The following is a 14,913-nucleotide window of genomic DNA, read 5'->3' on the forward strand; positions in this document are numbered from 1 at the left end:
CCGCGGCGACCGACCCGGACGCGGACGCGGTGAACGCCCCCGCCCCCGCCCCCGCCCCGGCCCCCCCCCCCCCCCCCCCCCCCCCCCCCGCCCCCCCCCCCCCCCCCCCCCCCCCCCCCCCCCCCCCCCCCCCGCCCCCCCCCCCGGCGGGGGGGGCCCCCCCCCCCCCCCCCCCCCCCCCCCCGCCTCCGGCCCGTGGACAGGAGACCCGCATGACCGGCGTACTGACCGCTCCCCGCCCCCCGCAGCCCCCGGCGCCCACCCGCTACACCGTCTCCCTCGCCCGCGACGAGGACGACGTGCGCGCCGCCCAGCGACTGCGGCACGACGTCTTCGCGGGGGAGATGGGCGCCCTGCTGACCACCCCGCAGCCCGGGTACGACATCGACCCCTTCGACGCCCACTGCGACCACCTGCTGGTCCGCGAGGAGAGAACCGGAGAGGTCGTCGGCACCTACCGCCTGCTGCCCCCGGAGCGCGCGGCGGTCGCCGGACGCCTGTACGCGCAGGCGGAGTTCGACCTCGCGCCGCTGGACCCGATCCGCCCCGGCCTGGTGGAGGTCGGCCGCTCCTGCGTGCACCCCGCCCACCGCGACGGCGCGGTCATCGGGCTCATCTGGGCCGGCACAGCCCGCTACATGGCCGAACGGGGACACGCCTGGCTGGCCGGCTGCTGCTCGATCCCGCTCGCCGACGGCGGCGCCCTGGCCGCCGCCACCTGGCAGCACGTGCGGGCGCGGCACCTGGCGCCCGAGGAGTACCGGGTGCGGCCCCTGCTGCCCTGGGTCCCGCCCGCCGCCGCGTCCGCCCCCGCCGACGGGCCCGCGGGCCGGGCCGGACTGCCGGCCCTGCTGCGCGGCTACCTGCGGCTGGGCGCCTGGATCTGCGGGGAGCCCGCGCACGACGCCGACTTCGGCGTCGCCGACCTGTACGTGCTGCTGCCGATGGACCGGATCGCCCCGCGCTACCTGCGGCACTTCCGCTCCCTCCTGCCGGCCCGGTGAGCGGCTGGCTGCCCACCGCGCCCTGCACCCCGGCGGGTTGCGTGGGCCCGGCCCGGACGGCCGCGGCGCCGTTCGCCGTGCTGCGGCTCGCGGCCGTCGCCGCGCTGGTCCTCGCCGGGGCGGCGGTCGTGCTGTCGCCGCTGTCCGGCCGGGTGCCCGCCGCCGTGGTGCGGCGCTGGTGCCGGTGGATCGTGCGGGCCGCCGGGGTGCGGGTGCGCATCACCGGGGCGGCGGCGCCGGCCGGCGGGCTGCTCCTCGTCGCCCGGCACGTCTCCTGGCTGGACGTGCCGCTGCTCGCCGCGGTGCGCCCGGCCAGGATGCTCGCCAAGAGCGAGGTGCGGCGCTGGCCGGTCGCCGGGCCGCTGGCCGCCCGCGGGGGCGCGCTGTTCATAGAGCGCGACCGGCCGCGGGCCCTGCCGGACACCGTCGCCCGCGTCGCACGCGCGCTCGGCGGGGGCGCCGCGGTCGCCGTCTTCCCCGAGGGCAGCACCTGGTGCGGACGCGCCCACGGCACCTTCCGCCGGGCCGTCTTCCAGGCCGCCCTGGACGCCGGGGTCCCGGTCCAGCCGGTCCGGCTGCGCTACCGGAGCGCATGGGACGGCCGCGCGGTGAGCACCGTACCGGCGTTCGTCGGGGAGGACACCCTGCTCGCCTCGGTGTGGCGGGTGGCCTCGGCGCGCGGCCTGGTGGCCGAGGTGGAGGTGTGCCCCGCCATCCCGCCCGGCCGGCACTCCGACCGCCGCTCGCTGGCCCGGGCCGCCCAGCCGGACGGTGACGAGGGGAGAGCGCTGCCCAAAAGTTTGTGAACTTTGTCGGCTTTGCTCCGTTTTCAGTCTGTCGATCAGGACATCCGGAAGGCAGGCACTCCGGAAGGAGGGTGATGCCAGATGATCACCCGTGAAGAGATCGCCAACGTCCTGGACCACCCGGTCTACGACGGGGACGGCAACAAGATCGGCGACGCCAAGCACGTCTTCTTCGACGACATGACCGGCCACCCCGAGTGGGTGAGCGTCAAGACGGGTCTGTTCGGCTCCAACGAGTCCTTCGTGCCCATCCGCGACGCCAGCCTGGTGGAGGACCACCTGGAGGTCCCCTACCGCAAGGACGAGGTCAAGGGCGCGCCCAATGTCGACGTCGACGCGGGCGGGCATCTGTCGGAGAGCGAGGAGCACCGGCTCTACGACTACTACGGCATCAACTGGGACAGCGTCCTGTCCGAGGCCGAGCGCACCGACGACGGCCGCTGGGCCGCCGGCCCCGGCACGGCGGCGGGCACGGCCGGGACGGCCGGCATGTCGGGCATGAGCGACGCCGAGGCCGGCACCGGCTACGCGGACACCACCGGCAGCACGGGGTACGCCGACGCCACCGGCACGGCCGGGTACGCGGACACCGCCGGCCGCACCGGCATGCGGGGCGACGACGCCATGACCCGCTCCGAGGAGGAGATGCACGTCGGCGTCGAGCGCCGCGAGACCGGCCGGGCCCGGCTGCGCAAGTACGTGGTGACGGAGGAGGTCCAGCAGACCATCCCGGTCAGCCACGAGGAGGTCCGCGTCGAGCGCGAGCCGATCACCGACGCCAACCGGGGCGACGCGCTCTCCGGCTCGGACATCAGCGAGGACGAGGTCGAGGTCACGCTGCACGAGGAGCGTCCCGTGGTGGAGACCGAGGCGGTGCCGGTCGAACGCGTCCGGCTGACCACCGAGGAGCACGTCGAGGACGAGACCGTGCGGGGCCAGGTCCGCAAGGAGCGGATCGAGACCGAGGGCGTCGAAGAGGGCGTCGAGGACGACACCCGGCGGGGCCGCGACTGGGAATGACCCCCGCACCACGAGGCCGTGCGCCGGTGACACCCGTTCACCGGCGCACCGCACCGTCCAGGGCCCGGGCCAGGTAGGGAGCGGTCGCGCTGTCCGCCGCCCGGGCCACCTCGGCGGGCGGCCCCGCCGCGACGATCCGGCCGCCCGCCTCACCGCCCCCCGGGCCCAGGTCGATCACGTGGTCGGCCTGCGCCACCACGGCCATGTCGTGCTCGACCACGATCACCGTGTGCCCGGCGTCGGCGAGCCCGTGCACCTGCCGCATCAGCACCGCCACGTCGGCCGGGTGCAGCCCGGTCGTCGGCTCGTCCAGGAGGTACACGGTCGCGCCGCGCCGGGCCCGCTGCAACTCGCTCGCCAGCTTGATGCGCTGGGCCTCGCCGCCGGACAACTCGGTGGCGGGCTGCCCGAGGCGCAGATAGCCGAGCCCCACGTCGAGCAGCGCCGCCAGGCTGCGCGCCGCCGCCGGCGTGTCCGCGAAGAACCCGGCTGCCTCCTCCACCGTCAGGTCGAGCACCTCGGCGATGCTCCGCCCCCGGTACGCCACTTCCAGCGTCTCGGGGTTGTAGCGGGCACCGCCGCAGTCCGGGCACGGCGCGTAGGTGGTCGGCAGGAACAGCAGCTCCACGCTGACGAACCCCTCGCCCTGGCAGGTCTCGCAGCGACCGCCGGGCACGTTGAAGGAGAACCGGCCGACCCCGTACCCGCGTTCGCGCGCCGCGCCGGTCGCCGCGAACACCTTGCGCACCACGTCGAACAGGCCGGTGTAGGTGGCCAGGTTGGAGCGCGGGGTGCGACCGATCGGCTTCTGGTCGACGGCGACGAGGCGGCCCACCCCCGGCACCTCCTCGGTGATCGCGCCGATCAGCGTCGACTTCCCCGAACCGGACACGCCCGTCACGGCGGTGAGCACGCCGAGCGGGAACCCGGCCGTCACGCCCCGCAGGTTGTGCCGGGTGACAGGACCGACGGTCAGGGTGCCCCGGGGCGTGCGGGGGGCGCGGGCGGGCGCGGGGGAGCGGTCGAAGAGGTAACGGGCCGTCGCGGAGTCCGGCACCTCGGCCAGGCCGGGCACCGGCCCGCTGTACAGCACCCGTCCGCCGTGCTCGCCGGCCAGCGGGCCGACGTCCACGATCCAGTCGGCGCCGCCCATCACGGCCAGGTCGTGCTCCACCGCGAACACCGAGTTGCCGGCCGCCTTCAGCCGCTCCAGGACGGTCAGCAGCGCCTCGGTGTCCGCCGGGTGCAACCCCGCGGAGGGCTCGTCCAGCACGTACACCACGCCGAACAGGCCCGAGCGCAACTGCGTCGCCAGGCGCAGCCGTTGCAGCTCGCCCGCCGACAGCGACGGCGCCGAGCGGTCCAGGCTCAGATAGCCGAGGCCCAGCTCCACGACCGGGGTGATCCGGGAGGTGAGGTCGCCGGTGAGCACCCGGGCCGGCTCGTCGTCGGTGGGCAGCAGCCCGACGAGGCCGGTCAGCGGCAGCCCGGCCAGCTCGGCGATGGTCCGCCCGCCCACGGTCACCGCGAGTGCCTCCGGGCGCAGCCGGCCGCCACCGCAGGCCGGGCAGGGCGCGCTGGTCAGGAAGTGCTCGGCCTTCGCCCGCAGGGTGGCGCTCTTGGAGTCCGCGAAGGTCTTCATCACGTACCGCCGGGCGCTCATGTACGTGCCCTCGTACGGCCGCTGGATCCGGCCGGCCTCCCGCACCGGGTGCACGGTGACCACCGGCTGCTCGTCGGTGAACAGGATCCACTCCCGGTCGGCGGGGGGCAGTTCGCGCCAGGGCCGGTCGACGTCGTGGCCCAGCGCGTCGAGCACGTCGCGCAGGTTCTTGCCCTGCCAGGCGCCCGGCCAGGCGGCGATCGCGCCCTCGCGGACGGACAGCGAGGGGTCGGGGACCAGCAGCTTCTCGCTCGTGCGGTGCACCCGGCCCAGGCCGTGGCACTCGGGGCAGGCCCCGGCCGCCGTGTTGGGCGAGAAGGCGTCGGAGTCCAGGCGCGCGGCGCCCGGCGGATAGTGGCCCACGCGGGAGAACAGCATCCGCAGCGAGTTGGACAGACCGGTCACCGTGCCGACCGAGGACCGGGCGGTCGGCGCCGCCCGCCGCTGCTGGAGCGAGACCGCCGGCGGCAGCCCGGTGATCTCCCCGACCTTCGGCGCGCCCACCTGGTGGATCAGCCGCCGGGCGTAGGGGGCGACGGACTCCAGGTAGCGCCGCTGGGCCTCCGCGTAGAGGGTGCCGAAGGCCAGCGAGGACTTGCCCGATCCCGACACCCCGGTGAAGACCGCGACCACGTCCCGGGGGATGTCGACGTCCACGCCCCGCAGGTTGTGCTCGCGGGCGCCGCGCACCCGGACGTACGGATCGTGGGGGTTGGTCATCGCGGGGACTCCTGGGCGCCGGGTCGTGCGGGGTCGGGTCGTGTCGTGCGGGCTCGGGTCGGGGGAGTGGGGCAAACCCCCCGATCCTATGCCGGACCGTCCGCCTGCCTCGTGCCCACCACCCGGGCGAGCCGCCGGTAGGAGTCGAGCAGTGCCTCGCGGTCGTGGGTGCTGGTGGTGACCAGCACCTCCTGGGCGCCGGTCTCCTTAAGGAGCGACTCCAGCGCGTCGGCGACCTGCTCCTCCGTCCCGGCGAGCTGCCCGTCCAGGCCGGCCTCGTAGAAGCCGCGCTCCTTGGCGGTCATCGCGCGGGCCTCGATCTCCCCGGCCGGCTCCAGCGGCGGGAAGGAGCCCCGGGTGCGGGCCTGGGCCATCGCCCACGCCTCCGGGACCAGCAGGCGCCGGGCCGCCTCGGGGGTGCCGGCCACGGCGACGGTCCCGGAGACCACGACGTACGGCTCCGGGCTCCACACCGAGGGCCGGAAGCCGGCGCGGTAGCGGTCGATGCCGCGCAGCATCCGCTCGCGGTCGCGCAGGTCGCCGATCACCATCGGCAGCCCCGCGCGGGCGGCGACGTCCGCGCCCTCGCCCATGGCCAGGACGAACGGCGGCACGGTCAGCCCCTCGGCCGGCCGGGCGTGCACCCCGGTGGCGGAGGTGCCCCGGAAGAAGCCGAGCAGCTCGGCGAGCTGGTCCGCGAACTCCTCGGCGTCGTCCTTGTCCCGGCCGAGCGCCCGGCGCACCCCGTCGGTGAAGCCCACCGAGCGGCCGAGTCCCATGTCGACGCGGCCGGGGAAGAGCGACTCGAGGACGCCGAACTGCTCGGCGACCACCAGCGGCCGGTGGTTGGGCAGCATCACGCCCCCGGTACCGACCCGGATGCCGGAGGTCGCGGCCGCCACGGCGGCGGCCAGCACGGTCGGCGCCGAGCCGGCCACGCCGGGCACGCCGTGGTGCTCGGCGACCCAGAACCGGTGGAACCCCAGCCGCTCCGCCTCCCGCGCCAGCCGCACGGTGTCGCGCAGCGCCTGCGCGCCGGTGCCGCCCGCCCGGATGCGGGAGCGGTCGAGGACGGAGAAGCGGGCCGACGCGATCGAAGAACTCACACCAGGTGCAACGCCTCGGCGGCGCGGGGATTCCCGGCCTACCCTGACGTGGTGAGTGCCGACCGCAAGCCCGAGCTGGCCGTGTTCGACCTGGACAACACCCTCGCCGACACCGCGCACCGCCAGCGCTTCCTGGAGCGGCGCCCGCGCGACTGGGACGCCTTCTTCGCCGCCGCGCCGCACGACGCGCCGCTCGCCGAGGGCGTCGCGCTGGCGCACGAGCGGGCCGCCGACTGCGAGGTGGTCTATCTGACGGGTCGCCCGGAGCGCTGCCGGCGCGACACGCTCGACTGGCTGGCGGCGCACGGGCTGCCCGAGGGGCGGGTGTACCTGCGCGGCGACCACGACCGCAGGCCCGCCCGGCGCACGAAGCTGGAGATCCTGCGCCGGCTGGCCCGGACCAGGACGGTCCGCGTCCTGGTGGACGACGACGAGCTGGTCTGCGGCGACGCCGAGCGCGCCGGGTTCACGGTGGTCCGGGCGCGCTGGGCGACGGCCCGCACGGCGGAGCTGCGGGACGCCCAGGAGCGTGAGGGACGCACCTGACGCCGTCGAGGCATGCGGCTGTCAGTCGGCGTCCTCCAGGCGGAAGCCCAGCTTGAGGCCGACCTGCCAGTGCGCGACGCCGCCCTCCTCGATCTGGCCGCGTACCTGGGTCACCTCGAACCAGTCCAGGTTGCGCAGCGTCTGCGAGGCGCGCTCGATGCCGTTGCGCACCGCCTGCTCGACGCCGTCGGGCGAGGTGCCGACGATCTCGGTGACCCGGTAGGTGTGGTTGGACATGCGGGTGCTCCCTTCGGTCCCTGCGGGGCAGGCGTACGTCACTCCCCGGTGCCCCGGCGGCTCCTTGACCAAACGACCCCTTGACCCGCTCATTGGTACATACCAAAATGCAGGGCACCCGTACGAGCCCCCGGTTCGTTCCCCCCATGTCGGGTCTCCCCACGCGCGCAGGACACCCCTGTCCGCCGCCTGTCCGTCAGACAGAAGGACCCCTCGTGAGACGTCGCCTCCTCGCCCTGGCCTGCGTGTCCGCCTCCCTGCTCAGCGGCTGCGGCCTCGTGCCGGGGGAGGGCGGCTCCGAGCGGAGCACGGTGACCGTGTGGCTGATGAAGGACAGCGCCTCGCAGGACTTCCTCAAGCGCTTCACCGCCGACTTCGAGCGGGACCACCCCAAGTACGACCTCGACATCCGGATCCAGGAGTGGACCGGCATCGGCGAGAAGGTGCAGGCCGCGCTCAAGGGCGACGGCGACGACGGGCCGGACGCGATCGAGGTCGGCAACACGCAGGTCGCCACCTACGCGCAGGACGGCCGGCTGCAGGACCTCACCCTGGAGTCGATGCGCGACTGGGGCATCGAGGACTGGCTGCCCGGCCTCTCCCAGCCCGGGCAGTACCTCTCCCAGCAGTTCGGCGTCCCCTGGTACGCCGCCAACCGCGTCGTCATCTACCGCAAGGACCTCTTCGAGCAGGCCGGCGTCACCAAGCCGCCGCGCACCCGCGCGGAGTGGCTGGACGTCACCCGGCGGCTGGACGAGGGCGACGACCAGGGCATCTACCTCGCGGGACAGGACTGGTACACCCTCTCCGGCTTCATCTGGGACGAGGGCGGCGACCTGGCCCGGGAGAGCGGCGGCAGCTGGCGCGGCACCCTGGACAGCGCGGCCGCCCTGCGCGGCATGGCCTTCTACCGCGAACTGCACGCCCTCGGCGAGGGGCCCGCGAACGCCGACGAGGAACACCCGCCCCAGGCCGGCGTGTTCGCCGAGGGGCGGGTCGCCCAGATCGTCGCCGTCCCCGGGCTCGCCCAGGCCATCGTGCGGCAGAACCCGGAACTCAAGGGCAAGATCGGCTTCTTCCCGGTGCCCGGCAAGACCGCCGCCAAGCCCGGCGCGGTGTTCACCGGCGGCTCCGACCTCGTCGTCCCGAAGAACACCGACGAGAAGGACGGCGCCCTCGCCGTCGTCTCGGCCCTCGCGGGCGCGGAATGGAACACCCAGCTCGCCCGCACCATGAACTACGTGCCGAACAAGGAGAGCCTCGCCTCCGCCGTGGCCGGCGAGGAGGGCGTCGCGGCCATGGCGGCCGGCGCCGCCGAGGGCCGGGCGACGCCCGCCACGCCCCAGTGGAGCGCGGTCGAGGCGGACAACCCGATCAAGGCGTACATGACCAAGGTGCTGACCGGCGGCGACGCGAAGACCGAGGCCCACAAGGCCGCCGGCCGCCTCACCGAGCTGCTCGACCCCGAGGGGCGCTGAACCCCGGCGGGAGCCGGCCGCCCAGCGCCCCGGGCTCAGCGCGCCATGCTCAGCGCGCCTTGCTCAGGGACAGGGCGAAGCGGTCCTCCGCGTCCGTCCACCAGTGGGTCAGCTCCAGTTCCGCCGCGGCGAGTTCGTCCCGCACGCCCTCGCGGCGGAACTTCGCCGACACCTCGGTGCGCAGCTCCTCGCCCGCGGCGAAGTCCACCGCCAGGTCGAGCGCCTGGATCTTGACCGTCTGCGCGGTGCGCGAGCGCAGCCGCATCTCGATCCACTCCCGCTCGGCGTCCCACACCGCGAGATGGTCGAAGGCGTCGAGCGCGAAGTCGGCGCCCAGTTCGCGGTTGACCACGGCCAGCACGTTCTTGTCGAACGCGGCCGTGACGCCCGCCGCGTCGTCGTAGGCGCGCACCAGCACCCCCTCGTCCTTGACGAGGTCCGTGCCGAGCAGCAGCGCGTCGCCGGGGGAGAGCAGCGCCCGTACCGAGGAGAGGAACGCGGCGCGCTCGGCGGGCAGCAGGTTGCCGAGCGTGCCGCCGAGGAACGCCACCAGGCGCGCACCCGGCGTCTCGGGCAGCGCCATCCGCGCGGTGAAGTCGGCGATCAGCGCGTGCACCTCGAGTTCCGGCCGCTCGGCGGTGATCGCCCGCCCGGCCTGGTCGAGGGCGCTCCCGCTGACGTCGACGGGGACGTACGCCTCCAGCTCCGTCAGCGCGTCCAGCAGGTGGCGGGTCTTCTCCGAGGAGCCCGAGCCCAGTTCGACCAGGGTGCGGGCGCCGGTGGCCGCCGCGATCTCGCCGGCCCGCTCGATGAGGATCTCCCGCTCGGCGCGGGTGGGGTAGTACTCGGGCAGCGCGGTGATCTCCTCGAACAGCTCGCTGCCGCGGGCGTCGTAGAACCACTTGGGCGGAAGCCACTTGGGGGTGCTGGTCAGACCGGCCAGGACGTCGGCGCGCAGGGCGGCGCCGGTGGTGTCCTCGGGAAGGGTGCGGGTGAGACGGTACGGGCTCACGTGCGGGGCTCCTCGGTGGATGCGGTCGCGGGTGCGAGGGCGTCGTCGGCCGGGTCGTCGTCGAGCGGGGTGAGCGCGGTGAGCCGCACCTCGGTGCGGCTCGCGCGGAGCAGGGTGCGGTCGGGCACCTCGTGCCAGCGCGGGTCGTCGTCGTAGGGCTCGGAGGCCACGACCGTGCCGCCGCCGGACAGGGAGCGGTACCACAGGGTGTCGCCCCAGGTGGTGGCGGTGATGGTGTCGCCGCCGGTCAGCAGCAGGTTGAGCCGGGAGCCGGGCGCCGCCGCGGCCACCTCCCGCACCGTCTCGCCAAGCGCCCGGCCCTCCTCCTGCCCGGTGCGCAGCCGGCGCAGCACCAGCGCCCACACCAGCGCCGAGTCGTTGCGCGCCTCCAGGGACAGCAGGTCCTCGGGGTGCAGGGCGCGGGCCGGCTCCGCCAGGGTGCCGGGCCAGCCAGTGACGGCGCCGTTGTGGCTGAACAGCCAGGCGCCGGCGGCGAACGGCGCCGCCGCGGCCTCGGCGTCGGCGCCGGCCAGCGTCGCGTCCCGCACGGCGGCGAGCAGCGCGCCGGCGCGCACCACCCGGGCCAGGTCGGCGAAGGACTGGTCGGCCCAGATCGGCCCGGCCCTGCGGTACCTGGCCGGCACCGGGTCGCCCTCGGCGTACCAGCCGACGCCGAAGCCGTCGGCGTTGACCGTGCCGTACCGCTGGTGCCGGGGCGCCCAGGACTGGCGGTACAGGCCGTGCTCGGGCGCCACCAGGAGCCGCCCGAGCGCCTCTGGCGGCCCCACGTAGGCGAGGTGACGGCACATCAGGCGCCGCCCTCCGAGCGGGCGGTGCGGAACCCGGAGAAGATCTGCCGCCGGATCGGGTAGTCCCAGTTGCGGAAGGTGCCCCGGCAGGCGACGGTCCCGACGGCGAACGAACCGCCGCGCAGCACCTTGTACTCGGGGCCGAAGAAGACCTCCGAGTACTCCTTGTACGGGAAGGCCCGGAAGCCGGGGTACGGCGTGAAGTCGCTGGACGTCCACTCCCACACGTCGCCTATCAGCTGCCGCACCCCGAGCGGCGACTCGCCGGCCGGGTAGCTGCCCGCCGGTGCCGGGCGCAGGTGCCGCTGGCCGAGGTTGGCGTGCTCGGGGCCCGGGTCGGCGTCGCCCCACGGGTAGCGCATGGTGCGCTCACCGGCCGGGTCCCAGCGGGCGGCCTTCTCCCACTCGGTCTCGGTGGGCAGCCGCCGCCCGGCCCAGCGGGCGTAGGCGTCGGCCTCGTACCAGCACACGTGCAGCACCGGCTCCTCGCGCGGCACCGCCTCCGTGACGCCGAAGCGGCGGCGCAGCCACTGGCCGCCGTCGCGGCGCCAGAACAGCGGGGCGCGCAAGCCCTGCCGGCGGACGTGCTCCCAGCCCTCCGGGGTCCACCAGCGCGGGTCGTCGTAGCCGCCGTCGTCGATGAACGCCAGGTAGGCGCCGTTGGTGACCGGCGTGGTGTCGAGCCAGAACGGCGCCACCTCCCGCCGGTGCGCCGGTCGTTCGTTGTCCAGCGCCCACGGTTCGTCGGAGGTGCCCATGGTGAACGGGCCGCCGGGCACCAGGACCTCGGCGGGGCCGGTGAACAGCTCCACCGGCTCCGGATCCGGCGCGGTGAGGGCCTGCGGGCCCTTGCGCAGCTGGTGCGTGATCAGCATGGTCTCGTCATGCTGCTGCTCGTGCTGGGCGATCATGCCGAAGGCGAAGCCGGCCTCGGTGAGCCGGGTGCCCTGGAAGGCGGCGGCCTCCAGCACGCCGAGGGCCCGGCCGCGCACGTCGGCCGCGTACCGCCGGGCCTCCTCGGGTGACAGCAGCGGCAGGGTGGGCCGGGCGCTGCGCGGGTGCTCGAAGGCGTCGTACAGGCTGTCTATCTCCGGGCGTATCGCCTCCTGGCCGCCGACGGCGCGCAGCAGCCACTGCTCCTCCTGGTTGCCGATGTGCGCCAGGTCCCACACCAGCGGGGACATCAGCGGCGAGACCTGCCCGGTCAGGTCGGGGCCCTCCACGCAGCTGGTGAGCAGCGTGGTGCGGTCGCGGGCGGTGACCAGGTGGGTCAGGGCCCGCTCGCGCAGGCTCTCGGGGTCCAGGGTCCCGTGATCGGTCGGGGCGGTGTCGGTCATGAGCGGGTGTCCCTCCCGTGCGGGCCGCGGCGCGCGCCGCCCGGCCCCTTGTCGAGCAGGTCGTCGGCCGGGCAGCGGCCCCGGGCGACATAGCGGTCCCGGAAGGCGGCGACGGCGTCCGTCACCGCGGCTCCGGCCCCCAGCCGGGGCAGCGCGGCGAGCGCCGCGTCGAAGCAGGTGCCGGCCGCCTCCCGCAGCTCCGGGTCGGTCAGGGCGTCGCGGGCCGCGGCCCGGTACAGCGGGTTGTGCGGCGCGGGCTGTCCCAGCGTGCGCTCGGCGAGCGGCTTGACCGCCCGGTAGGCCGTCTCGGTGGCCTCCGGGTCGTCGAAGAGCGCCGCCGCCACGGCCAGCGGCACGATCCAGCCGTCGTCGCCTGGCTGCGCGTCGATCATGCGCAGCTCCAGGTGGCCGCGGGGCCTGACCGGCGGGAACAGGGTGGTGAGGTGGTAGTCCAGGTCCTCACGGGTGGCCGGCCGCGGTCCCCCGGTCCTGAGCCATTCGCGGAAGGTGAGGCCCTCGGGGACCTGCCAGGGCCCCTCGTCGCCGCGGACGCACATCACCGGGGCGTCCAGGACGTGCCGGGTCCAGGTGGCGCGCGGGTCGGTGTCCAGCGGCGGGCCGCCGGCCCGGCCGGTGCCGATCTGGGTCCAGCGCAGCTGCCGGGTGGAGCGCCAGCCGGTGGGCCGGCCGCCGGCCAGCGGCGAGTTGGCGAACGCGGCCACCAGGACCGCGCCCAGCTGGTGGGCCAGCCACCAGCGGCGGACGAAGCCGAGCGGACCCGGCTCCTCGTGCCCGGCGTCCAGGCACACCTGCACCGAGGCGGAGGCCCGCATCATGGCCCGGCCGGCCGGGCCGCACCGGTCGAGGCAGGTCTCCATGGCGTCGTAGCGGGGCTGACGCAGATAGCGGCCGGGGTCGCGCCAGGGGTCCTGGCCGAAGCCGGCCAGTGCGAGTCCGTGCTCGCGGAGCACCGCGCGGACGGCGGCGAGATCGGCGGAGACGGCCCCGACGCACTCCGTCAGGGAGTCGGCGGGGAGCGAACTCAGCTCCAGCTGGCCGCCGGGCTCGACGGTCAGCGGTGAGGTCAGGGATACGGGGCGCAGCGCGTCGTAGACGGCATCGAGCCGCTCGGGCGCCAGCGGGAGCCACGGCGCGCGCGGCTCATGGACCAGCCATTCCACCTCGACGCCCAGGCGCCGGGGCGGCCCGGTCTTGAAGCAGATGCCGTGGACCAGCGCCTCGACCTCGGCCTCCGTGAGAGCGGTGCGTGGCCGGATACAGCCACTTACCGAATCTGACATGTCGGGATCCTCCTGAGATTCCACCATGCCCTCGACCCGGACCCGGCCGGGCCCGAGCGGCACACTCGTCCCACCCAAGACCCTCGTGCCGCCCGGCACAAGGGTGCATATCAGGACTTACCGGCTCGATCCTCTCGGTGCCCCGTCGTCGGGGCGGGCATTCCTGAGAGTTCCCGGACCGGGATATTCCATTGCACCGCTTCCCCAGCATCGCCGAGGATCTCCTCACGGGCACGACGGGGGAGACCGCGCGACGTCCGGCCGATGGCGCGCACGGGGGTGGCGCCATCGGCCGGACGGCCGCGCGGTGCCGTCCGGCGCGGGCGAGGCCGTCAGGTCCAGCCATAGCGCTCCGCCAGCCGCCGCCGCACCAGGCCGAACCGCATCCGGTCCAGCGCGCACGCCTCCCGGCGCATGCCTTCGTCGTGCAGGCGCAGCACCCGGTCCAGGTCCACCCAGGACTCCCGCCCCGACCGGTCCCACGGCCCGCTGCCGATGGCCACCCACTCCCGGTCGCCGTCGTGCCGCTTGCTGGACAGCCGCACGGCCAGCAGCGTGCCGGCCGCCTCGCGGGCGACGACGAGCACCGGGCGGTCCTTGCCCCGCCCGTCGTTCTCCTCGTAGGGCACCCAGGTCCAGACGATCTCGCCCGGGTCGGGATCGCCGTCGTGCGCGGGGGAGTACTCGGTGCGCACCCGGCCCACCTCCCGCGGGTCGGCCTCGGTGGTCGCGTGGGGCCCGTAACGGCCGGGGACCTGGTCGTCGTTGCTCTCGGTGAAGGCGCTCACGCTTCGTACCGTACGGAGCCCGCAGGGCGGTCCCCGAGCCGGGGTGGCAGTCTGGATCACCGGCCGAACTTCACGAGAAGGGGAACGCGCACCATGACCGACCAGCCGAGCGTGACCGTCCTGGGCACCGGCATCATGGGGGCCGCGATGGCCCGCAACCTCGCCCGCGCCGGGCTCACCGTGCGGGCCTGGAACCGCAGCCGCGACAAGGCCGAGCCGCTCGCCGCCGACGGCGTGCGGATCGCCGACGGCCCCGAGGAGGCGGTCCGGGACGCCGACGTCGTCCTCACCATGCTCTACGACGGCCCGGCCGCCCTCGACGTCATGCGCCGGGCCGCCCCCGGCCTGCGCCCCGGCACGGTCTGGGTGCAGTCCAGCACGGCAGGCGCCGCCGCGGCCGGCGAGCTGGGCGCCTTCGCCGACGAGCACGGCCTCGCCTTCTTCGACGCCCCGGTGCTCGGCACCCGCGGGCCCGCGGAGGCGGGCGAACTGGTGGTCCTGGCCGCCGGGCCGGCCGCCGCGCGGGAGACGGTCACGCCCGTCTTCGACGCCGTCGGCTCCCGCACCGTGTGGACCGGCGACGACGGTGCGGCCGGCAGCGCCAGCCGGCTCAAACTGGTCGTCAACAGCTGGATCATCGCCGCCACCAACGCGGTCGGCGAGGCCCTCGCGCTCGCCGAGGCGCTGGACGTCGACGCGGACGGCTTCCTGGACGCCGTGTCCGGCGGCCCGCTCGACATGGGCTACCTGCACGCCAAGGCCGGGCTGATCCGCGACGGCGCCCTGACGCCGCCCCAGTTCGCCGTCGCCACCGCCGCCAAGGACGCCCGGCTGGTGGTGGAGGCCGCCGAGGCGAACGGGGTGCGCCTGGACGTGGCCGCCGCCGGCGCCGGGCGGCTGGCCCGCGCCGAGGCGCTCGGGCACGGCGGTGAGGACATGGCGGCGGCCTACTTCGCCAGCTTCGCGGACGGGTCCGGGCAGCCGGGCTGAGGGCTGTCGTCCGGGGTACTGGAATCCGCGGCAGGAAGCCGCGCGTCCGCGAAGCATCCGTGCGGCGTCCGTCGAGCGAAGTGAAGCAGAGCCGAG

General features: G+C 75.4%; 14 protein-coding genes. 6 read left to right on the plus strand and 8 right to left on the minus strand.

What is annotated here, in order from left to right; translation table 11 throughout:
* Window positions 1-212 precede the first annotated feature (212 nt).
* The 3 genes from ACGFZL_RS15465 to ACGFZL_RS15475 all read left to right on the plus strand — a co-directional run bounded on the left by ACGFZL_RS15465 (window position 213) and on the right by ACGFZL_RS15475 (window position 2,830).
* Window positions 213-1,004: a GNAT family N-acetyltransferase gene (locus ACGFZL_RS15465; RefSeq protein ID WP_393691924.1), complete on the plus strand. Its 792-nt coding sequence runs from the start codon at window positions 213-215 to the stop codon at window positions 1,002-1,004.
* On the plus strand, window positions 1,001-1,810 hold the full coding sequence (locus tag ACGFZL_RS15470) for a lysophospholipid acyltransferase family protein (protein WP_393691926.1): 810 nt from the start codon (window positions 1,001-1,003) through the stop codon (window positions 1,808-1,810). Before ACGFZL_RS15465 ends, ACGFZL_RS15470 begins: the two co-directional genes overlap by 4 nt.
* Window positions 1,811-1,891: 81 nt before the next feature.
* Complete coding sequence (locus ACGFZL_RS15475) at window positions 1,892-2,830, plus strand: PRC and DUF2382 domain-containing protein (RefSeq protein ID WP_355173223.1); 939 nt, start codon at window positions 1,892-1,894, stop codon at window positions 2,828-2,830.
* Window positions 2,831-2,867: 37 nt separating this feature from the next.
* On the opposite strand, the gene ACGFZL_RS15480 is transcribed toward ACGFZL_RS15475, so the two are convergent.
* Together ACGFZL_RS15480 and ACGFZL_RS15485 are read right to left on the minus strand one after the other, a co-directional pair.
* On the minus strand, window positions 2,868-5,213 hold the full coding sequence (locus ACGFZL_RS15480) for an ATP-binding cassette domain-containing protein (RefSeq protein WP_393691928.1): 2,346 nt from the start codon (window positions 5,211-5,213) through the stop codon (window positions 2,868-2,870).
* Window positions 5,214-5,299: 86 nt separating this feature from the next.
* Window positions 5,300-6,319: an LLM class flavin-dependent oxidoreductase gene (locus tag ACGFZL_RS15485; RefSeq protein WP_393691930.1), complete on the minus strand. Its 1,020-nt coding sequence runs from the start codon at window positions 6,317-6,319 to the stop codon at window positions 5,300-5,302.
* A gap of 51 nt (window positions 6,320-6,370) precedes the next feature.
* Between ACGFZL_RS15485 and ACGFZL_RS15490 the strand changes: the two genes are divergently transcribed.
* Window positions 6,371-6,865: a hypothetical protein gene (locus ACGFZL_RS15490; RefSeq protein WP_393691932.1), complete on the plus strand. Its 495-nt coding sequence runs from the start codon at window positions 6,371-6,373 to the stop codon at window positions 6,863-6,865.
* Window positions 6,866-6,886: 21 nt separating this feature from the next.
* On the opposite strand, the gene ACGFZL_RS15495 is transcribed toward ACGFZL_RS15490, so the two are convergent.
* Window positions 6,887-7,102: a dodecin gene (locus tag ACGFZL_RS15495; RefSeq protein WP_355173231.1), complete on the minus strand. Its 216-nt coding sequence runs from the start codon at window positions 7,100-7,102 to the stop codon at window positions 6,887-6,889.
* 215 nt (window positions 7,103-7,317) lie between these two features.
* Between ACGFZL_RS15495 and ACGFZL_RS15500 the strand changes: the two genes are divergently transcribed.
* Window positions 7,318-8,580 (plus strand): extracellular solute-binding protein, encoded by a 1,263-nt coding sequence (locus tag ACGFZL_RS15500; protein WP_393691934.1) that lies wholly within the window; start codon window positions 7,318-7,320, stop codon window positions 8,578-8,580.
* Window positions 8,581-8,629: 49 nt separating this feature from the next.
* Here the strand turns inward: ACGFZL_RS15500 and egtD are convergent, their stop codons facing one another.
* From egtD to ACGFZL_RS15525, 5 genes are all read right to left on the minus strand, one after another.
* A complete protein-coding gene (gene egtD / locus ACGFZL_RS15505; protein WP_393691936.1) occupies window positions 8,630-9,592 on the minus strand; it encodes an L-histidine N(alpha)-methyltransferase in 963 nt (320 codons plus the stop codon).
* On the minus strand, window positions 9,589-10,401 hold the full coding sequence (gene egtC, locus ACGFZL_RS15510; RefSeq protein WP_393691938.1) for an ergothioneine biosynthesis protein EgtC: 813 nt from the start codon (window positions 10,399-10,401) through the stop codon (window positions 9,589-9,591). The genes egtD and egtC overlap by 4 nt, the downstream gene beginning before the upstream one ends.
* Window positions 10,401-11,738 carry an ergothioneine biosynthesis protein EgtB gene (egtB, locus tag ACGFZL_RS15515; RefSeq protein ID WP_393691940.1) on the minus strand — a complete coding sequence of 446 codons (1,338 nt, stop codon included), beginning with the start codon at window positions 11,736-11,738 and terminating at the stop codon, window positions 10,401-10,403. The genes egtC and egtB overlap by 1 nt, the downstream gene beginning before the upstream one ends.
* The gene (gene egtA / locus ACGFZL_RS15520) at window positions 11,735-13,039 is read right to left on the minus strand and encodes an ergothioneine biosynthesis glutamate--cysteine ligase EgtA (RefSeq protein WP_393691942.1); all 1,305 of its coding nucleotides are present in this window, start codon (window positions 13,037-13,039) and stop codon (window positions 11,735-11,737) included. The genes egtB and egtA overlap by 4 nt, the downstream gene beginning before the upstream one ends.
* A 332-nt stretch (window positions 13,040-13,371) precedes the next feature.
* The gene (locus ACGFZL_RS15525; RefSeq protein ID WP_355173243.1) at window positions 13,372-13,827 is read right to left on the minus strand and encodes a type II toxin-antitoxin system PemK/MazF family toxin; all 456 of its coding nucleotides are present in this window, start codon (window positions 13,825-13,827) and stop codon (window positions 13,372-13,374) included.
* Between the two features lie 93 nt (window positions 13,828-13,920).
* On the opposite strand from ACGFZL_RS15525, the gene ACGFZL_RS15530 reads away from it, so the two are divergent.
* The gene (locus ACGFZL_RS15530) at window positions 13,921-14,817 is read left to right on the plus strand and encodes an NAD(P)-dependent oxidoreductase (RefSeq protein WP_393691944.1); all 897 of its coding nucleotides are present in this window, start codon (window positions 13,921-13,923) and stop codon (window positions 14,815-14,817) included.
* The last annotated feature ends 96 nt before the right edge of the window (window positions 14,818-14,913 follow it).

Origin of the sequence: Streptomyces sp. NPDC048182, from assembly GCF_043202555.1 — a bacterium.
Classification (GTDB): domain Bacteria; phylum Actinomycetota; class Actinomycetes; order Streptomycetales; family Streptomycetaceae; genus Streptomyces.